Origin of the sequence: Streptomyces sp. NPDC088197, assembly GCF_044741185.1 — a bacterium.
Classification (GTDB): Bacteria; Actinomycetota; Actinomycetes; order Streptomycetales; family Streptomycetaceae; genus Actinacidiphila.
On record NZ_JBIUSD010000004.1, the window covers coordinates 248,868 to 267,605 of the forward strand.

16 protein-coding genes are annotated in these 18,738 nt (G+C 71.4%); 11 read left to right on the plus strand and 5 right to left on the minus strand.

Annotated features, from left to right (window positions below; genetic code table 11):
• The first annotated feature begins 82 nt into the window (after window positions 1–82).
• Window positions 83–595, plus strand: a complete 513-nt coding sequence (locus tag ACIOC1_RS13210; protein WP_401854279.1) for a gamma carbonic anhydrase family protein — start codon at window positions 83–85, stop codon at window positions 593–595.
• 129 nt (window positions 596–724) lie between these two features.
• On the opposite strand, the gene ACIOC1_RS13215 is transcribed toward ACIOC1_RS13210, so the two are convergent.
• A complete protein-coding gene (locus ACIOC1_RS13215) occupies window positions 725–1,387 on the minus strand; it encodes a DedA family protein (protein WP_355341304.1) in 663 nt (220 codons plus the stop codon).
• A gap of 163 nt (window positions 1,388–1,550) precedes the next feature.
• Window positions 1,551–2,003, minus strand: coding sequence for a DUF4442 domain-containing protein (locus ACIOC1_RS13220; RefSeq protein WP_355341307.1), 453 nt, complete (start codon window positions 2,001–2,003; stop codon window positions 1,551–1,553).
• Window positions 2,004–2,075: 72 nt separating this feature from the next.
• On the opposite strand from ACIOC1_RS13220, the gene ACIOC1_RS13225 reads away from it, so the two are divergent.
• The gene (locus tag ACIOC1_RS13225; RefSeq protein ID WP_401311087.1) at window positions 2,076–3,341 is read left to right on the plus strand and encodes a hypothetical protein; all 1,266 of its coding nucleotides are present in this window, start codon (window positions 2,076–2,078) and stop codon (window positions 3,339–3,341) included.
• Window positions 3,342–3,449: 108 nt separating this feature from the next.
• Window positions 3,450–4,850 carry an MFS transporter gene (locus tag ACIOC1_RS13230; RefSeq protein WP_401853926.1) on the plus strand — a complete coding sequence of 467 codons (1,401 nt, stop codon included), beginning with the start codon at window positions 3,450–3,452 and terminating at the stop codon, window positions 4,848–4,850.
• On the opposite strand, the gene ACIOC1_RS13235 is transcribed toward ACIOC1_RS13230, so the two are convergent.
• Together ACIOC1_RS13235 and tuf are read right to left on the minus strand one after the other, a co-directional pair.
• A complete protein-coding gene (locus ACIOC1_RS13235) occupies window positions 4,790–5,590 on the minus strand; it encodes a spermidine synthase (RefSeq protein ID WP_401854281.1) in 801 nt (266 codons plus the stop codon). The two genes, ACIOC1_RS13230 and ACIOC1_RS13235, sit on opposite strands and share 61 nt — an antisense overlap.
• A gap of 633 nt (window positions 5,591–6,223) precedes the next feature.
• The gene (gene tuf / locus ACIOC1_RS13240) at window positions 6,224–7,411 is read right to left on the minus strand and encodes an elongation factor Tu (RefSeq protein ID WP_355350244.1); all 1,188 of its coding nucleotides are present in this window, start codon (window positions 7,409–7,411) and stop codon (window positions 6,224–6,226) included.
• Window positions 7,412–7,940: 529 nt separating this feature from the next.
• Here tuf and ACIOC1_RS13245 point away from each other — a divergent pair.
• Complete coding sequence (locus tag ACIOC1_RS13245; RefSeq protein ID WP_401853928.1) at window positions 7,941–9,176, plus strand: MFS transporter; 1,236 nt, start codon at window positions 7,941–7,943, stop codon at window positions 9,174–9,176.
• Between the two features lie 168 nt (window positions 9,177–9,344).
• Window positions 9,345–10,148, plus strand: a complete 804-nt coding sequence (locus ACIOC1_RS13250; protein WP_401853930.1) for a TVP38/TMEM64 family protein — start codon at window positions 9,345–9,347, stop codon at window positions 10,146–10,148.
• Here ACIOC1_RS13250 and ACIOC1_RS13255 read toward each other — a convergent pair.
• Window positions 10,105–10,716: a flavin reductase family protein gene (locus ACIOC1_RS13255; RefSeq protein WP_355350251.1), complete on the minus strand. Its 612-nt coding sequence runs from the start codon at window positions 10,714–10,716 to the stop codon at window positions 10,105–10,107. The genes ACIOC1_RS13250 and ACIOC1_RS13255 overlap by 44 nt on opposite strands.
• Before the next feature lie 840 nt (window positions 10,717–11,556).
• On the opposite strand from ACIOC1_RS13255, the gene ACIOC1_RS13260 reads away from it, so the two are divergent.
• From ACIOC1_RS13260 to ACIOC1_RS13285, 6 genes are all read left to right on the plus strand, one after another.
• The gene (locus tag ACIOC1_RS13260) at window positions 11,557–12,600 is read left to right on the plus strand and encodes a UbiA family prenyltransferase (protein WP_401853932.1); all 1,044 of its coding nucleotides are present in this window, start codon (window positions 11,557–11,559) and stop codon (window positions 12,598–12,600) included.
• A 9-nt stretch (window positions 12,601–12,609) separates the two neighbouring features.
• Entirely contained in the window at window positions 12,610–13,299 is a 690-nt protein-coding gene (locus ACIOC1_RS13265) for a hypothetical protein (protein ID WP_401853935.1), read from the plus strand.
• Window positions 13,290–14,843, plus strand: coding sequence for a benzoylformate decarboxylase (mdlC, locus tag ACIOC1_RS13270; RefSeq protein ID WP_401853937.1), 1,554 nt, complete (start codon window positions 13,290–13,292; stop codon window positions 14,841–14,843). The genes ACIOC1_RS13265 and mdlC overlap by 10 nt, the downstream gene beginning before the upstream one ends.
• Before the next feature lie 255 nt (window positions 14,844–15,098).
• On the plus strand, window positions 15,099–15,860 hold the full coding sequence (locus ACIOC1_RS13275) for a hypothetical protein (protein WP_401853939.1): 762 nt from the start codon (window positions 15,099–15,101) through the stop codon (window positions 15,858–15,860).
• Window positions 15,853–16,692 (plus strand): hypothetical protein, encoded by an 840-nt coding sequence (locus ACIOC1_RS13280; protein ID WP_401853941.1) that lies wholly within the window; start codon window positions 15,853–15,855, stop codon window positions 16,690–16,692. The genes ACIOC1_RS13275 and ACIOC1_RS13280 overlap by 8 nt, the downstream gene beginning before the upstream one ends.
• Window positions 16,685–18,451, plus strand: a complete 1,767-nt coding sequence (locus tag ACIOC1_RS13285) for a thiamine pyrophosphate-binding protein (protein ID WP_401853943.1) — start codon at window positions 16,685–16,687, stop codon at window positions 18,449–18,451. The genes ACIOC1_RS13280 and ACIOC1_RS13285 overlap by 8 nt, the downstream gene beginning before the upstream one ends.
• The last annotated feature ends 287 nt before the right edge of the window (window positions 18,452–18,738 follow it).

Sequence of the window (18,738 nt, forward strand, 5' to 3'; positions counted from 1 at the left end):
GACGGACCCGGCGGTTACGCGGAGCGCGGGCGCGGCAGGCGCGGAGGGCGGGAGCACGGCGGGCGGCGGCGTCCCCGTACCGCTGATCGCGGACATTCTGGGCCGCGCACCGGAGATCGACCCGACCGCGTTCACCGCTCCCGGCTCGGTGGTCCTCGGGGATGTCACGCTGGGCGCGGGCGCGAGCGTCTGGTACCACGCGGTGCTGCGCGGCGACTGCGAGTCGATCACGGTCGGCGCGGGCTCCAACATCCAGGACAACTGCACGGTGCACGCCGACCCCGGCTTCCCCGCCGTCATCGGCGAGGGCGTCACGGTCGGGCACAACGCCGTCCTGCACGGCTGTGTGATCGAGGACGACGTCCTGGTCGGGATGGGCGCCACGGTGCTCAACGGCGCGCACATCGGCACCGGTTCGCTGATCGCGGCGGCGGCGCTGGTCCCGCAGGGGATGCGGGTGCCGCCGGGATCACTGGTGGCGGGCGTGCCCGCGAAGGTGCGCAGGGAGCTGACCGAGGAGGAGAAGGCGACGGTACGGCTGAACGCCGAGCATTACGTGGCGCTGGCGGACGCGCACCGGGAGTCGCTGGGCTGACGGCGGACGCGCACTGCGAGTGGCGGGGCTGACGGCCGATGCGCGCACCGCGAGTCCCTGACCGACGGCCGACACGCGGACGGCGGGCCCGGAGATCCGGGGCCCGCCGTCCGCGCAGTGTCGTATGGCCTACTCGCCCTGCGCCACCGCGACACCGGGCGCCGCCGGTGCCTCCTGCTGCTCGAACTCCGCCTGCGCCTTGGCGGCGCGCCGCCTCACGAAGAGGAACGAGGCGATGCCGAAGAGCACGGCCGCGGCGAGTCCGAAGTAGCCGAACCTCTTCAGCCAGGGTTCGGCGACCACACCCACGTAATAGATGACCGCGGTGGTGCCGCCCGCCCAGACGATGCCGCCGAGCAGGTTCGCGATCAGGAACTTCCAGTACGGCATCTTGAGCACACCGGCCAGCGGCCCGGCGAAGATCCGCAGCAGGGCCACGAAGCGGCCGAAGAAGACCGCCCACATGCCCCAGCGCTGGAACGAGCGCTCCGCGGTGGCCACATGGCCGGGTGAGAAGTGTTTGGGGAATCTGCGGCCGAGCCGGTCGAGCAGCGGTTGGCCGCCGCGGTGCCCGATCGAGTAGCCGATGGAGTCGCCGCCGACCGCGCCGATGATGGCGGCGGTGCCGACCAGCCAGGGGTTGACGTGCCCTTGCGAGGACAGCAGCGCGGCACTCATCAGGACGATCTCGCCGGGCAGCGGAATGCCCAGGCTCTCGACGCCGACGACCAGACCGACCATCAGATAGACGAGGATCGGCGGGATGCCGTCGAGCCACTCCTGGACGTGCACAGCGGGGTTCCTCCCCTGGACAACGGTGGGTTGCGCGCACGCGGCGCACACCGCCGAAGCCTAACGGACCGATCGCCGCGAAAGTCCGGTCAAGAGCGAGTCAAACAAGCCGATCGGCGGGCCGTCCGGGGCGGCGCTCCGCGACCGGCGTGAAGTGCCCGGTTCACCGGTTCGGCCGGAGCGTCCACACCACCGTCATGTGCGCGGTCTCGGCGCCGTCCTCCCTGCTGATGGAGATCTCGACGGGGAACTCGGGGCGCTCCCCCGCGTCCAGTTCGGCGACCACGTCGGCGGCGGGCCGCCCCAGTTCGGCGGTGGCCGTCACCGGGCCCATCGCCAGCTTGCTGTAGGCGATCTCGGCGCGGACGGCGAGCGGCACGGCCCGGCCGAGCTGGTCGCCGAAGGCGGCGAGCACGATCGCGCCGCTCGCGGACTCGGCGAGGGTGAACATCGCGCCCGCGTGCGGACCGCCGACGTGGTTGTGGAAGTCGGGCTGGTCGGGCAGCAGCACGACGGCGCGCTCCGCCGTGGTCTCGATGTACTCGAGGTTGAGGGTGCGGGCCATCGGCACAGTGGCCGCCATCATGTCGCCAATGGAAGGCAAGGTCTCGGACATGGCGCGATGTTACCAGTCAGTAGCGGTATCCGGCGTGGAACCGTCGGGCCCACTCCCCTAGTGTTTCCAGCCATGTGGCCAGGAGAACAGCACAACGGGGGAGAGCAGAACCCGCAGGGCGCCCCCCCGCCGAATCCGCCGGGGCCGTACGGCCGGCCGACGCCTTACGACACGCCCTCGCCGTACGCTCAGCCGGGCTACCAGCAGCAACCGAACCAGCCCGCCCAGTCCGGTCCGCCGAACTTCCAGAAGCCGCCGGAGCATCCGTCGGCCCCGCCCTACGGCCAGCCGCCCTCGGGACCTGGCCAGGCCGCGCCGCCGAACCAGTCCGCGGCGCCCACCCAGCCGTACGGGCAGCCCGGTTACGGCACCCCGTCCCCGTACAGCCAGCCCGGCTACGGACAGCAGCCGCCCGGCGGCTACCCGACTCCGCAGAACTGGGGGCCGCCCGTGCCCGGCGGTCCCGGCGGTCCCGGCGGCCCTGGTGGCCAGCCGCCGCAGCGCGACCGCAAGGGGCTGACGGTCGGCATCGCGATCACCGCCGCTGTCGCGGTGATCGCCGCGGTCGTCGTCGGCGCGGTCTACCTCACCGGTGACGACAAGAAGAAGACGGACGCGAAGGACGGGAGTCCGACCGCGTCGGCGCCGCAGTCGCCCACGGGCACGCCGTCCACCACCGCGCCCACCTCCACCGCCACGGGCGGCAACGCCGACACGGGCGACTCGCCGCGCGGCGACCCGGCGGCGCTCGACGTCAAGCCGGTCATTCCGGGCTGGAAGGTCGTCATCCGCAGCGAGCGCAATGTCGCCTTCGACGTACCGCCGGACTGGTCGGTCGACAGCGAGGGCATGACGATCGGCTTCGAGGACAAGAACGGCGACCCGGCCGTCGCGATGAGCGCGCCCGCGTACTACAAGAAGGACTGGTGCAAGAACGGCAACAGCAGCGCCGACCGCGCCGCCGTGGGCACCAAGGGCGCCAACGGGGCGAAGAGCGTGCGCAACGCCGCCGAGGTGCAGGCCGTGTCGTGGGCGTACTGGGCCTACCAGGACAACGGCAAGGGCACCTTCTCCAAGGTGCAGAACAGCAAGGCGTTCCACAACGCGCACGGCATCTCGGGCTGGCAGGCGTCGGCCACCGCCGCCAACATCCCGAAGAGCAGCAAGTGCTCGGCGGACGGCGCCGCGTACACCGTCGCTTGGAGCGACCCGACGCAGACGGACGCCGCCAAGAAGCTCGTGGTGTGGGTGCTCTACGCCGACCGCGGGGTGCCCGACCAGCTCTCGGATTCGGTGATCGACAAGATCAAGAGCACGATCCGGCCGCTGAAGAAGTAGCAAGGAGCGGCGGGGAGCGAGCGAGCGGGGAGCGGCGGGTGGCCGCCGCTCCCGGACCGGCCGGAATCCGTTTGCGAGAGGAAACGGACTGCGGGCATAGTCCCCCGGGTGACCTCGAACGACACGGCCCGCAGCGGCGGCCCCTCCGACGCCCGCCCGCCCGGTCCGCGTTCTCGGGATCCCAGGAGCCGCCTCCCGTCCTGGGCCGGGCGCAATTTCCAACTGCTGGTCACCGCCTCGTTCATCACCAACCTCGGCAACTCCGGCGCGCTCATCGCCGCCGCCTACGCCGTCATCGAGTCCGGCGGCAGCGCCACCGGCGTCGGTCTGGTGGCCGCCGCCAGGACCCTGGCCATGGTGGTCTTCCTGCTGATCGGCGGCGCGGTCGCGGACCGTATCCCGCGTCAGCGGGTGATGGTGACGGCCAACCTCGTCAACGCGCTCTCGCAGGCCGCCTTCGCGGTGCTCGTCCTGGCCGGGCACGCCGCGCTGTGGCAGATGGCGCTGCTGACCGCGGTCGGCGGCGGCGCGCACGCCTTCTTCTCCCCCGCCTCCGAGGGCATGGTGCTCTCCACGGTCGAGTCCGCGCACGCGGGCAAGGCCTTCGCCGTCTTCCGGATGTCGATGAACGGCGCGACCATCGGCGGCGCGGCCGTCGGCGGCGCGCTCGTCGCCGCGTTCGGGCCCGGCTGGGTGCTGGCGATCGACGCGCTGGGCTTCGCCACCGCTGCCGCCATGCGCTCCCGGCTGCACGTCGCCGCGGGCGACCGCCCGGCGCGGGCGTCCGGCATCGTCAGCGATCTGCGCGAGGGCTGGCGGGAGTTCGTCTCCCGCTCCTGGCTGTGGGGCATCGTCGTGCAGTTCGCCGTGGTCAACGCGGTGGTGGGCGCGGCCGAGGCGGTGTACGGGCCGCTGGTCGCCCGCGACCATCTCGGCGGCGCGGGACCGTGGGGCCTGGCCATGGCCGCCTTCGGTGTCGGCACGGTCGGCGGCGGCCTGCTGATGATGCGCTGGAAACCGCGCCGCATGCTGCTCGCGGGCACCCTCGGCGTCTTCCCCCTGGCCCTGCCGAGCGCCACGCTCGCCCTCGCCTCCCCGCTGTGGATCCTGGCGCTCGCCATGTTCATCACGGGCGTGGCCATCGAGGTCTTCGCGGTCGGCTGGATGCTCGCGCTGCACCAGGAGATCGCCGAGGACAAGATGTCACGCGTGTCGGCGTACGACTGGTTCGGCTCCGTGGCCGTGACACCGATCGCCCTGGCCCTCGCCGGCCCCGCCGCCAGCCTCTTCGGCCGTACGCAGGCGCTGTGGGGCTGCTCCGCGGTGGTCGTGCTGCTGACGGGCGCCGTGCTGACGCTGCCGGACGTACGACGGCTGGAACGGCGTACGGGCGGCGGGCACGGGGTGGTGGCGGGCAGCACCGTGGCGCACGCGGACGCCGCTCCCGCTCAGCCGACGGTGAAGGCGCCGTCCGGCGGGGTCGGCGAGGGCGCGGCCGACGTGTCGTAGACCGGGCGGGCGCGGCCGATGAAACGGTCGAGCGCGGCGCCGTGCACCACGCGGGCGGGGAAGGCGTCGGCGGCGCACAGCCGGGCGAGCGCGTCCACCGGGAGCGGCGCGGCGCTGGCCACGAGCACCGCGTTGCCGAAGCGACGGCCGCGCAGCACGCCCGGCTCGGCGAGCAGGCAGATCTCGGCAGGGGCGGGGAACACGGCGCGGACCGTGGCCAGTTGGGACCGCAGGAAGGCGAAGGGGGCCGCGTCGGCGACGTTCGCGACGTAGACGCCGCCGGGGCGCAGGACGCGGCGCGCGGCGCGTACGAACTCCACTGACGTCAGGTGCGCGGGCACGCGCGCGCCGCCGAAGACGTCCGCCACGACCGCGTCCGCGCTCGCCTCGGCCGCCGTGGCCAGCCACGCGCGCGCGTCCGCCGTGTGCACCGTCACCGACGCGGGGTCGGCCAGCGGCAGATGCTCGGCGACCAGCGCGGCCAGCCGCCGGTCGGCCTCGACGACGTCCTGCCGCGACCCCGGCCGCGCCCACGCCAGCCACCGCGGCACCGTCATCCCGCCGCCCCCGAGATGCACGGCCGCCACCGGCTCCCCCGGCGCGCTCCCGGCCTCCAGCGCGTACGCGATCCGCCGCACGTACTCGAACTCCAGGCACTCCGGATCGTCCAGGTCCACATACGACTGCGGTGCCCCGTCCACCGTCAACAGCCAGCCCCGTGGCCGGTCCACGTCCGGCATCAGCCGGGCTTCCCCGAAGTCCACGGGGCGGATCACGGGGACCGCTTCGGGGGCGGGGGCCTCGTCCGGGGCGGGGGCCTCGTCGGGGGCGGGGGCCTCGTCTGGGGCGGGGGCCTCGTCTGGGGCGGTTGGCGGGTCCTCCGGGGTGTGGCTCACGGGGTCATTGTCCCAGGCGGGCGGTTTCCGTATGGGGGGTGCGGGTGTCCGTGCGGGCCGATGGCCGCCGTCGTGGGATCGGGGCTGAGCGGGCGGGGGGCGGGCGTGATCCGTACCGGCGCGGGGGGGGGGGCCCCCCCCCCCCCCCCCCCCCCCCCCCCCCCCGGGGGGGGGGGGGGGCGGGGGCGGGGGGGGGGGGGGGCGGGGCGCGCTGGGGCGCGCCCCCCTGCGGCGGGCGGCCGGGGGGGGGCGGGGGCCCGCGCGGCCCGCGCCCCCCCGCCCGGCGCCCGGGGCGCCGCGGCCGGGGGGCGGGCGCCCCCCGCCCCGGCGCGGGCGCGCCCCCCCCCCCACGGCCCGGCCCCGCCGTCCCCCGGTTGTTCGGGGGTCGACGGGGCCGGGTTCTGTCGCGGCCGGGCCGCGATGGGCCGAGCCCTCTTGTGGCCGGGCCCTGTTGGGCGGGGTCGCCGGGTGGGCGGCTCAGCCCACGGCGGTGACCGTGCCCGCGCCGACCGTGCGCCCGCCCTCGCGGATCGCGAAGCCGAGACCCGGCTCCAGCGGGAGCGGACGGCCCAGCTCGACGCTGATGTCGGCGGTGTCGCCGGGCAGCGCCATGCCGCCCGGCCCGCCGAAGTCGACGTCGCCGACCACGTCCGCGGTGCGGATGTAGAACTGCGGCCGGTAGCCGGTGGAGACCGGCGTGTGCCGGCCGCCCTCGGCCGCGGGCACCATGAAGACCGTCGCCGTGAACCGCGTGTGGGTGGCCACGCTGTCCGGCGCCGCGACGATGTCGCCGCGCCGCACCTGGGCGCGCTGCACACCGCGCAGCAGCAGCGCCACGTTGTCACCCGCCTGCGCGGACTCCATCGGCTTGCCGAAGGTCTCCAGACCGGTCACCACACTCACCAGCGGCCCGTCGCCGTGCCCCTCGCCGTACACCTCGACGCGGTCGCCCGGCCGTACGGTCCCTCGCTCGACCGCGCCCGTCACGACGGTGCCGCGCCCGGTGATGGTGAGCACGTTCTCCACCGACAGCAGGAACGGCGCCTCGGTGTAGCGCACCGGGACCGGCACGTGCGTGTCGACCGCGTCGAGCAGCGCCTCGATCGCGGCGGTCCACCGCGGGTCGCCGTCGAGCGCGCGCAGCCCGGAGACGCGCACGACGGGCAGCGTGTCGCCCGGGTACCCGTGGGCGGTGAGCAGTTCGCGCACCTCCAGTTCGACCAGGTCGGCCAGCTCCGGGTCCCCCGCGTCCGCCTTGTTCAGCGCGACGACGATGTGCCGGACACCGACCTGCTTGGCGAGCAGGACGTGTTCCGCGGTCTGCGGCATCACGCCGTCGAGCGCGGAGACGACCAGGATCGCGCCGTCGAGCTGCGCGGCGCCGGTGATCATGTTCTTCACGTAGTCGGCGTGCCCCGGCATGTCCACGTGCGCGTAGTGCCGGGTGTCGGTCTCGTACTCGACGTGCGCGATGGTGATGGTGATCCCGCGGGCCGCCTCCTCCGGGGCCCGGTCGATCCGGTCGAACGGCACGAAGGTGCCGGTCCCGCGGTCGGCCAGGACCTTGGTGATGGCGGCGGTGAGGGTGGTCTTGCCGTGGTCGACGTGACCCATGGTGCCGATGTTGAGGTGGGGCTTGGTGCGCACGTAGTTCTGCTTGGACATGACGGACGTCGTCTCTTCTCTTCCTCTGACGGAGTTGTCTGACGCGGCCGGACCCCATGAGCCGGACCGACCCTCCCCCTGCGGGGTCCGCCGGATGACTGTCCGGGGAGGGTCAGCGTCGTGCGCCGTCGAAGAAGGTGTCCCGTGCGCTCCGGGCAGCCTTCGTCGGCGCGACCGCTGCTGCGGTGGCGTCTGCGAGGAAGGTGAGCCGGAACATGCGGTGATCATCCCTGCCGGGTCGGTGGTACGTCCAAAGGTTTTCCGTCGCCTTCCGGGGAGGCGTGGCGTGCTGGTCGACACGACTTCACCCGGTGGTGACGTATGCGAAGCAACCGCGTGCGAGAATTTGTTCCGCGAAGGAACTTAGAAGGTGCCGGGCACCGCCGCGAGCCCGAGCGCGGCACTCATGATGTCCGCCCGCACGAACCCGGCGTGCACGAACCCGGCTTGCACGAACCCTCCCCGTACGAACCCGGCGCCCACGGGCCCCGAACCCCGAACCCCGACCACTTCAGAAGGATGCTGCTCCATGCCCCTGGCCATACTCGCTCTGGCGGTGAGCGCCTTCGGCATCGGCACGACCGAATTCGTGATGATGGGCCTGCTGCCCAACGTCGCTGACGACCTGGGCACATCGGTGCCCACCGCGGGCTATCTCGTCTCCGCCTACGCCCTCGGCGTCGTGCTCGGCGCGCCCCTGCTCACCGCGCTCGGCTCCCGCGTCCCGCGCAAGCGGATGCTCCTGCTGCTGATGGCGCTCTTCACGCTCGGCAACGCGGCCTCCGCCGTGGCCCCCGGCTACAGCACCCTGCTCGTGGGCCGCTTCCTGGCGGGCCTGCCGCACGGTGCCTTCTTCGGTGTCGGCGCCGTCGTCGCGGCCCGGATGGTGAGCGAGGACCGCAGGGCGCGGGCGGTGGCCGCGATGTTCCTCGGCCTGACGATCGCCAACATCGTCGGCGTGCCGGCCGCGACCGCGCTCGGCCAGAGTCTCGGCTGGCGCGCGACCTTCCTCGTGGTGTCCGTGATCGGCCTGATCGCGCTGGGCTCGCTCGCGCTGCTGATCCCGCGTCTGCCCACCGACGAACACGTGGGAGTGGCCCAGGAGTTCCGCGCCCTGCGCGAGCCGCAGGTGCTGCTCGGCCTGCTCACCGCCGTGTTCGGCTTCGCCGGGATCTTCGCCGTCTACAGCTATCTCGCGTCGATGATGACCGAGGTCACCGGCTACGCCGACTCCTCCGTCACGTGGCTGCTCGCCCTCTTCGGCGTCGGCATGACGCTGGGCACGCTCGCCGCGGGCCCCCTCACCGACCGGGCCCTGCGGCCGACGCTGTACTTCTCGCTCGGCGCCCTGGCCGTCGTCCTCTTCGGCTTCCACTACGCGGCCGAGTCCAAGGTCGCCGCCCCGATCGGGGTGGTCGTGCTCGGCGCCGTCGGCTTCCTCACCACCACGCCGATCCAGATGCTGGTCATGAACAAGGCCCGCCAGGCCCCGACCCTGGCCTCCGCCTCCAACCACTCCGCGTTCAACCTCGCCAACGCCGGCGGCGCCTGGCTCGGCGGCGTCGCCATCTCGGTCGGCTGGGGCTGGACCTCCCCCGCCCTGGTCGGCGCGGTCCTCGCCGCCGCCGGACTCGGCATCGCCGTGACCGCCGGCGTCCTCGACCGCCGCACGCCCCACGCCGTCTCCCCTGTCGTCACCGGCAGCGGCCCGCAGCTCCAGAAGGCGGAGGGCGACGGGGAGTTGACGGTGGCGGACACGGTGTGACGCGGGGGCCGCGCGGAGTTCGACGGTCTTCCGCCGGACTCCGCCCTCGGCCCGTACGGCGTGCGCCACGCACCCGTCCCCGGCCGTAGACGTGTCGCGGCGCCCCGCCCCCGCCGTGGGGCACATCGACAGGCGCCATCTGCCGCCCGTCTCGATTACGCTGCCTGAATGCTCGACCGCTTCCCGCGAGTCCCGGTCTCCGCTCCGTACGGGGCGGCCGTCCGTCTTTCGCGCGTGCTGCTCTCCCCGTGGGCGCGGTTCGCGCTGCTGATCCTGCTGTTGGCGGGCGCGGGCGCCGCCGTACTGGCGTGGCAGCCGCAGCATCTGCTGACGCACGGCCTGCCGCGTACGTCGGGCACGATGGCGGTCGTCCTCTTCGCGCTCGCGTACGGCGTGTGCACCGTCGCGTTCGTCCCGCGACCGCTGCTCAACGCCGCCGCCGGGGCCCTGTACGGCATCCACGCCGGGCTGCCCGCCGCCATAGCAGGGACCGTGCTGGGCGCGGGTCTCGCGTTTCTGCTCGGGCGGCTGCTCGGCCGTGACGCCGTACGGCCCTTCCTGCGCGGGCGGATCGCGCTCTCGCTCGACCGGCAGCTCAGCAGGCACGGCTTCCGCAGCACACTCGCGCTGCGGCTCTTCCCCGGTGTGCCCTTCGCCGCCGCCAACTACGCGGCGGCCGTCTCCCGTATCCGGCTGCTGCCCTTCCTCACCGCCACGGCGGCGGGCAGCGCGGCGAACACCGCCGCCTACGTGGTCGCGGGCAGCCGCGCCGCCTCACCGACCTCGCCGGTCTTCCTGCTGGCCCTCGGTTTCCTGGGCGTCACGGGTGTGGCGGCGGCCATGGTGGCCCGCCGCACCCGCTCGGCGCGCGCGGCCGACCCGGATTCCGCCGAGCCCTCGGGCTCCTCCGAGACGGTCGCCGGAGCGGTCACATCCCCGGACCGGACCAGTCCGCCAGCGGAATCCGCTTGATCTCCAGGATCTCGCCGAGCGTCCCCCACTCGTCCTTGCCCAGCCGTGACAGCGGGCGCAGTTTCCGTACGTCCGGGTGCCCGTCGTCCATCACCGCCTCCGAGACGGCCGCGTGCACGACGCGCCCGAACACCACCGTCGAGTCCCCCAACCGGACCGTGCTGTGCAGCTCGCACTCCAGCGCCACCGGCGAGGCCGCCACCCGCGGCGGCTTCACCCTCAGGCTCGGCTCCCGCGCGATCCCCACCGCGTCGAACTCACTCGTCCCGCGCGGGAAGTCCGTCGCCGTCGCGTTGATCTGCTCGAACAGATGCTCCGGCGCCAGGCTCACCACGAACTGCCCGGTCTCCTCGATGTTCCGCACCGAGTCCTTCCGCCCCACCGACGTGAACTGCACCACCGGCGGACTCACACACGCCACCGTGAAGAAGCTGTGCGGGGCCAGATTGTCCGTGCCCGCCGCCGACGTCGTCGACACCCAGGCGATCGGCCGGGGTACAACGACCGAGGTCAGAAGCTTGTAGAAGACGTTCCGTTCAACCTGGCCGGGATCAATGTCGATGCGCATGGTCCTCAGTATCCATGCGCCCCCCACCGATCCCCACGCCGGATCGCGGCTTCTTCTCAGATGGGAGATGCAAGCCAGCATTCCAGTAGCCCGGCCCTGAGCGTCAAGGCCCGGCCTGATGGTGCCCTCTACCGAACAGATCGCCGACCCCGATCACCCGAATCTGCGACCGGTCTCCGACCGCAACGGTTTTCGCGCCGTTGCGCGCGACCTCGGCCAGGGGCTCACCATCGCGACCTGTCCACGACGAAGAGGGCCAACACCGGCCAGAATTGCGCCGGGTGCCTGCAACGCCTTGCCGACGTTGCAGACTTCCCGGCCGGGAGGCGAGCAGTCGCTCAACTGTCTCCCATCGCCGGAATCGAGTGACGTCCCCGTTGCACTCCTGCGCGAACCCTGTTGTTCCAGCCAGCCCGGGGAAGGGTCCCGACGTCAGAATGTTCATAATAAAATAGGTTCACTGAGGTGCGCTCGGTATCGATCCCAGACGGTGCCGAGGAAAATCGTGGCGATGACACTGGTCGATCATCTGGGAGGCGGGTTGACCTTTACTGGTTGCTTTCGCCGCCGCCTAAGCGGCTTTCAACACGCGACCAACTTTCAACAGGCGGGTCACAAAAAAAGCTGGTCGATTTCCTCGGTCCAGTGCCACCATCATCGTGTAAGGCTTCCCGGTGGACCGGCCGCCACTACTGAGAACAGAGCAGGCCGCAGGCTCGTGGCCGTGGGGTACCGGACGATTGCGAAAGGTCGTCTGTCGGCGTTCTCGGTTGCGCTGATCCGGGATTACCTCGCTGCCCGACAGCACGTCCGGTACTGCCACCCCGAGGGAGACACAGCATGTCCCGCTCCGCCGTGACTTCTCAATGTTCTCGTATCGAGCCTGCCGTCCTGTTCCGCTACCGTCAGGTCTGCGTCGCGCACCTGCAAACGTGGCGGCTCTACACCATCTGGTATCCCGGACTGGTCGGGCTGTCCGGAGCCTGGTTAACCGGAGATGCCGCTCCTGCCCGCCTGGTGTGTGCCTGGCTGGGACCGACCGCCGCCTGGATCGCCGCTCACTACCTAGGCGATTTCCTCGACCGTGAACTGGACGCCCACGCCAAGCCAGGCCGCCCCATCCCATCCGGGCGCATCGCTGAGCAGGCCGCGCTCGCCAGCGCAGGACTGGGGCTATTGGCCTTCAGCGGCACCGCTGTGGTGCTGGGCGCGCGCGAACTCCTGCCCGCTGGTGCGATCGGTGCGGGGATTTTTCTGTACAGCGGCGCGTTGAAAGCGCGAGGGCTGGCCGGAAACCTGGTCCGCGGCTGCCTGACTGCGGCGGCATTCGTCTTTGGAGCGCTCGCCCCGCCAGGCCACCCGGACTGGCGGCTCGTCATCCCACTCGCCCTCGCATTCCTGTCTCATGACACCGCCTCGAACCTGGTTGGCACTCTGCGCGACATTGACGGCGATCGGTCCGGCGGCTATCGCACCTTTCCCGTGCGCTATGGCGCTGGGCCCGCTCTCACTGTGGCCGCAGCCAGCTACTCGGTGGCGCTCTCCATCGGGTGGGCAGTGGAACTTCTTGCCAGACCCAGGCACCACCTGCTGTTCGGCAGTCTCGTAGCTGCCGCGACCGTCATGGGCGCGGTCGGATTTTGGCGCTTGTACCGCCGCCGCGGAGCTCTGGACCAGGCGACTGCTCTGCGTGGCCATGAGGTGCTGGTACTGGAACGCCTGGTGCTCACTAGCGCCGTACTCGCCATCGGCATCGGCTGGTGGTGCCTGCCAGCGCTCGCGCTGCTGCTGACTCTGAGCGGGCTCACCCAGCAACGCATGCGCGCGGCCTACGAACAAACCCGGTCGGCTCGTCCGACGCAGGGACAGCACACCAGCCCGTAGGAGTGAACCGTGTTCGCAATCCTGGTCGTCGCCGCCGGAATCGGCTGGACCGCGACCTACGTCCAGATCATCCAGCACGGCGTCCGCGACCGCGTCTACGGCATGCCACTGGCAGCGCTGTGCGCGAACATCTCCTGGGAGTTCATCTTCGCGTTCGTCCACCCCTACCCGCACCTACTGCGCCCCGTCACCGTCGTCTGGTTCTGCGTCGACCTGATTCTGGTGTACCAGGCCCTCAAGTTCGGGCCTGCGCAGTTCCCCTCCCTGAAACGCGGAATCTTCTACGCGATGTTCGCCCTGACCATGGCGTCCACCTATCTGAGTGTTCTGCTGCTGAGCAGCGAACTCGGCGACCGTTGGGGGGCCTACGCCGCCTTCGGTCAGAACCTGGCCATGTCCGTACTGTTCCTGACCATGCTCCACCACCGCGGCACCCTGGCCGGCCAGTCCCTGGGAATCGCGGTCACCAAACTGCTCGGTACGGTCCCCGCCTCGCTGGCGTTCTCCCTCTACCGGCGCCCCTACAGCGACTCCTCGCTGATCCACTTCCTGTGTGCCGCGATCTTCGTGTTCGACCTGCTCTACGTTCTCGCCGTGCGCGATGCCGTCCACTCCCGCAGGGCAGCGGGCGCCGGCGTACCAACGGCCCGTGCCGGTGCCGAGGCGCTGCCCGGTCAGGAGGCCACCAGGTGGCTGTGATCCGCGACATCGTCCACCACATGCTCAGGGAATGGGGGATGACGACCATCTTCGGCAACCCCGGCTCCACCGAACTCGGATTCCTGCAGGACTTCCCCAGCGACCTCAACTACGTCCTGACCCTGCACGAAGCCGTCGCCGTCCATGCCGCCCACGGCCATGCCCTGGCCACAGGTCGGCCGGCACTGGTGAATCTCCACAGCGGCCCTGGCCTCGGCAACGCGATGGGTGCCATCCTCGCAGCCAAGGCTGGCCGAGCGCCCCTGGTCATCACCGCCGGCCAGCAGAGCCGACGCCTCGTCACCATGGAAGCGCTGCTCACCAACGCCGATGCCACCACGCTGCCCCGGCCGGCGGTCAAGTGGGCCTTCGAACCGCCTCGCCCGCAGGACGTCCCGGCCGCCCTGGCCCGCGCCCGGCACCTGGCGATGCAGCCTCCCCAAGGGCCGGTGTTCTTGTCCCTGCCCGCGGACGACTGGGATGTCGAGGGCGAAGACCCGGCCCCGCTCACCGGCCGCCGTATCAGTGCCCGGTCCGTTCCCGCCCCTGGCACCCTTGCCGCCCTGGCCGACCGCCTCGACCGGGCCAGACGACCCGTGCTCGTTCTGGGCTCCGGCCTGGACTCCGAGGCGGGGCGCGCCAGCGCCGTCCATCTTGCCGAACGCACCCGAACACCGGTGTGGACTGCGCCTTCCCAAGGGCGCAGTCCGTTCCCCGAAGACCACCCCCACTATCAGGGCGTCCTCCGCCCCGCCGCGCCGCTCCTGTGCCAGGCACTCGCCGAACACGACCTGATCCTGGTCGTCGGAGCCCCGGTTTTCCGCCATTACTTGGACCTGCCCGGCCCCCTCATCCCCCCGGGCAGTGAACTGGTCCTGCTCACCGACGATCCAGACGAGGCCGCCCGCGCCCCGGTAGGTGACGCCGTACTGGCCGATCCGGCCCTCGCCCTCGCCGCCCTGGCCGATCTGGCCGCCCCGGGCGGCCACCGGCCCCTGGTCCCGAGACGCCCCGCCGCAGCTCCACCCACCGACCGGGCCGACCAGATCCTTGACTGCCTGGCCCACCTGTCCCCCGACACCGTCATCGTCAACGAGTCCCCCTCCACCCTGGACACCTTCTGGAACCGTGTCACCATCCGCCGCGCTGGCGGCTACTACACCAGCCCCGACGGCGGCCTCGGCTTCGGCCTCGCCGCAGCTGTCGGCATCCAACTCGCCGACCCCACCCGCCCGGTGGTCGCCGTGATCGGCGACGGATCGGCCCAGTACTCCATCACCGCCCTATGGACCGCCGCCGCTCTTCGGCTCCCGCTGACCGTCCTTGTCCTGCGCAACGATCGCTACGCCGTCCTGGACTGGTACGCCCAGCTCACCGGCCGAAAAATGGTCCCTGGGCTGACCATCCCGGGCCTGGACCACCTGTCCTTGGCCCGTGGCTACGGAGCCACCGCGCATCAGGTCGTCGACCTCGCGGCCCTGCCCGCCCTACTGCACCATCCAGTGTCCGAAAAGCGTCCGAAGGTTCTCGTCGCCGATCTGTGACGACCCGGTCCTCCTCCAGCCGAGCGACCCCACCCCGCTAACGGCGGTGGGGAGGAGAGCCGTGGACGTTCAACGCCGCGGAACATTCAACGCCTCCGGTTCGGGCGACGCATGGCGCTCCCGTCCGAGGCTGTGCATTGATGGTCTTGTGAATCCTGGCTCCGGACACCGCCGCGGCAGAAATAGAGCGCCGGGAGGGAGCTTCACGCGATACGACCGGCATCCCGAACTCCTTGGAGAGAGGATGGTTGAGCTGTGTTGTCGGACTCACCAGGGACAACGTCAGCAGAAGGCAGCACGACCGACAGCCCGGACGGACGTACCTACACGGAGGCCGGGCCTCTCGAACGCATCTCCTGGGATTCTCGGCTGACCTGCAATGTCGTCGATCCCTCCGTGCCGCTGCGGATGCACGGCTACGGCGTCTTCGGCGACCTCGCGCGGCACTATCGCTTCTCCGAACTGGCATTCCTCGCCTGGCGCGGAGAACTGCCTGCCGAGTCGGAGGCCGTCGCGATGGAGACCGCGTGGACGTTGCTGATGCCCGTCCCGCTGACCGACGCGGGCGCGCATGCGGCACTGCTGGCGCGCATTACGACGTGCCCACCGGCTCAGGTGCTGTCGGTCGCGGCGATCACGCTAGCCGAATCGGCCCAAGGGGTGCTCGACGAGCACACGGCGTGGCTGGAGTGGCTGAGGGGTCCCGAGGACACGCCGCCCGCGGCCTACGCCGCCAGCACACCGGACGACCAAGCCGCTTGGGAGGCCGTGCCCGCCGACGCGAAGACCCTCCTTCCCGGCCCGAGATCCTTCGTTCCGACCGTCACGGCGGGCGCGCTGGCCCTGCTGTTCTGCTGCGGACTGCGGGATCCGCAGGAATTGATCACCTCGATCGTCATGGCTCAACTGCCCGCGGTCACCGCTGAGGTACTACGCCACTCGGCGACCGAAATGCTGCGCTACCCCATCAACCTGCCACCCTTCCGCTATGTCCCGGAGTCCAAAGGCAATGGCTGAGACCTTTGATGAAGCCAGGAACGTTGATGAGATCAGAACAGCGATCGGGAGGTTCGGCTGGGGTGACAACCACTTGGCCGGTTACGCGGTCGCCGGTGACCTCGCCGGTTCCACGTCCGTCTGGAGTCTGATGTCGCTGGTGTTCGGGCACCGCAAGCTGACGGACGCGGAGAGCTCGATGCTCGACGACCTCGCCGCGTCGTCCGCTCTCGCGGATCCGCGGATCTGGCCGCTCAAGGCGGGCCGCATCGCGGCGTCCTGGGGCAATCCGACGGCAGGGTTCGCCGCGTCCGTCCTTGCCGCCACAGGTGTGGCCGGCCCGGGCACCTCCCGGCTCTGCGCACAGATGCTGCTCGATCTGCGCAGCCGGCTGAGTGGCGCGGAGGGAGTGAGCCTGCCCACCGCAGTGGGTGAACTGCTGGAGCGCAACCCCCGGCTGCCGGGTTTCGGAGTGCCGCTGCGACCCGCGGACGAACGTGTGCTGGCATTCCAGCAGTGCGTCCGAGTCCGCCAATGGCCGGTCGGCACCTACCAGTTGCTGGTCTACGACGTCGAGGCCGAGCTGTCCCGGAGGAGGAAGACGGCAGTGAACATCGGCGGCCTCGGCATCGCTGTCCTGCTCGACCTCGGCTTCGCGGCCGACACCGCTGCCGTGATGATGATGCTGATCATTCAGCCGTCCTTCATCGGCAACGCCGTCGAGGGCGCCGCACAGCAGGCCCCTGTCCTGCGTTCTCTGCCGCACTCCGCCCTGCGCTACCGGGGAGTCGCCCCCCGGACGAGTCCACGCCACCGCGACGCCGAACGCGACGATAGGACCTTCCGTGGCTGACGTGTCCGACCAGGCAGAAGCCTCCGCCCCCGCACGGCCGGCCGACCTTCGCCCAGCCTCCCCGGACGGCACCGCCTCCACACTCGCGCAGGGCGTGGTGATGATGCTCCGGGCACTGGGTGTCAAAGAGACGTTCGGTGTCTCCGGAGGAGGCATCGTCTACATGTGGGATGCCCTCTCCGCCTCCGGCGTCCCCACCTATCACTGCCGACACGAGACAGGCGCCCTCTTCGCGGCATGTGAGGCGAGCATCGCCGCCGACCGTCCGGTCGCTGTGTTCGTCACCACGGGACCAGGTCTGACCAACAGTCTCACCGGCTTGATGGCGGCGCGTTACGAGGGCGCGAAGGTGCTGCTGATCAGCGGCTACACCGATCCTGCCTATGTCGGCCGATTCCCCATCCAGGAAACGAGCCCTCTGTCCCTGCCACCGCAGACGCTGCACACGCCCAACCAGACGGTCCAGGGAGTCACCATCCTCGACAGCCCGCAATCTCTGGCCGGCGTATGGGAGGCGTGCGCGGCAGGCTTCGCCCGGTCCACCGGCTATGTGCACCATCTCGCCCTGACCGTTCCGGCCCAGCGCGGTCACCTTCCCGTGCCGCTGTCCGCTCCTCCGCGTGCCACCGCGGCGGACACACCGGCTCTTGACCAGGCGCTCCTCTCCCGGCTGGCCGCCGGTCGGTGCGCGCTGTGGGTCGGCTGGGGCGCGCGCCGGGCAGCAGCGGCCGTCGCCGAACTCTCCGAACGTCTCGACGCGCCGGTGATGTCCACTCCCCGCGGCAAGGGCATCTTCCCCGAGGCAGGTCCCCGATACCTGGGCGTGACCGGACTGGGGGGCGATCCCGAGGTCGCCGACGCACTGCGGCGCCACGACCCGGATTTCGTGATCGCGCTGGGCAGCAGGCTTGGTGACGGGGCCTCCTGCTACGACGAGGCGTATCTCGCCCGAGCCCAGCTCATCCAGGTCGACCTCGCTCCCGACGACCTGCCTCACGTCTACCCTGCCGACCGGCTCATCCGTGTAGAGGCTGACGTCGCCGCCTTCGCGTACGCGCTCGTGGAAGCGGCGCCCGCCATGTGCGCGCCGCCCACCAATACGCATCACACCGGCGGCCCCGCACCGGGGCACACTCCCTCAGCCCCACCGCCGCGAACAGAGCGCCTCGTGCACCCACGCCGGCTCCTGCACGAGATCCAGAGCCGGTTCGTCGACCGGGGCGACCTCGTGATGGGGGACAACGGCAACGCGTTCGCCTGGGGGAACCGCTACCTGCGCTTCTCCCGCCCGGGGCAGTGGCGTGTGAGCAACCTCTACCTGGGCTCCATGGGGCACTTCGCCTGCGGAGCGGTCGGCGCGGCCCTTGCCACCGGCAGACGCGCCGTCGCCCTGGTGGGAGACGGGGCCATGCTGATGCAGAACGAGGTCAGCACCGCGGTCCAGTACAACGCGTCCGTCGTGTGGATCGTCCTCAACGACGCGAGTTACGGTATGTGCAGACAGGGAACGAGAGCTCTCGGCCTGCCTTACGCCGACTCCTCGCTCCCCATGACCGACTTCGCCCAGTACGCCGAAGCCCTCGGCGCCCGCGGCCTCCGCGTCACCGCCCCGGAGGCTCTGCACGACGCCCTGCGGGAAGCCGCAACGGTCCAGGGCCCGTGTGTTGTCGACGTATTGATCGACCCCGAAGCACTCGCTCCCACTCAGCGACGCTTCGCCGGGCTCAAACACGTCCCCTCCGCCAGCGTTCGTCACTGACTCTAGCGGCGCGCCCTCCGGGGCCCCTGGATCCGTTCGCCCGCCCCTTCCTGCCCTGCCGGCGTTCTCGGCCGGTGGGTCGGCGAGAACGGCCCGCCCGTATCGGCCGCACTGCCGGTGTGCGGATCCGACCCGCGTTTCCGGGAACCGGGCAGTGGCCGCAGGGCCGTTCCGGCGAGCCGCCGACCGCGAAGTAGACCTGGGAGCGCCAGCTCCACATCGGACCCGTCCTCGCCGGATCCGACGACGATCTCCTCGCCGCCCTCAGCGCATTCGCGCTCCCGCTG

Excerpts from the sequence above, each read along its gene's own strand:
- ACIOC1_RS13260 (WP_401853932.1), top strand. The coding sequence starts at position 11,557 with ATGTCCCGCTCCGCCGTGACTTCTCAATGTTCTCGTATCGAGCCTGCC.
- ACIOC1_RS13255 (WP_355350251.1), bottom strand. The coding sequence starts at position 10,716 with ATGCGCATCGACATTGATCCCGGCCAGGTTGAACGGAACGTCTTCTAC.
- tuf (WP_355350244.1), bottom strand. The coding sequence starts at position 7,411 with ATGTCCAAGCAGAACTACGTGCGCACCAAGCCCCACCTCAACATCGGC.
- ACIOC1_RS13225 (WP_401311087.1), top strand. The coding sequence starts at position 2,076 with ATGTGGCCAGGAGAACAGCACAACGGGGGAGAGCAGAACCCGCAGGGC.
- ACIOC1_RS13280 (WP_401853941.1), top strand. The coding sequence starts at position 15,853 with ATGGCTGAGACCTTTGATGAAGCCAGGAACGTTGATGAGATCAGAACA.
- ACIOC1_RS13220 (WP_355341307.1), bottom strand. The coding sequence starts at position 2,003 with ATGTCCGAGACCTTGCCTTCCATTGGCGACATGATGGCGGCCACTGTG.
- ACIOC1_RS13250 (WP_401853930.1), top strand. The coding sequence starts at position 9,345 with ATGCTCGACCGCTTCCCGCGAGTCCCGGTCTCCGCTCCGTACGGGGCG.
- ACIOC1_RS13245 (WP_401853928.1), top strand. The coding sequence starts at position 7,941 with ATGCCCCTGGCCATACTCGCTCTGGCGGTGAGCGCCTTCGGCATCGGC.
- ACIOC1_RS13235 (WP_401854281.1), bottom strand. The coding sequence starts at position 5,590 with ATGCCGGACGTGGACCGGCCACGGGGCTGGCTGTTGACGGTGGACGGG.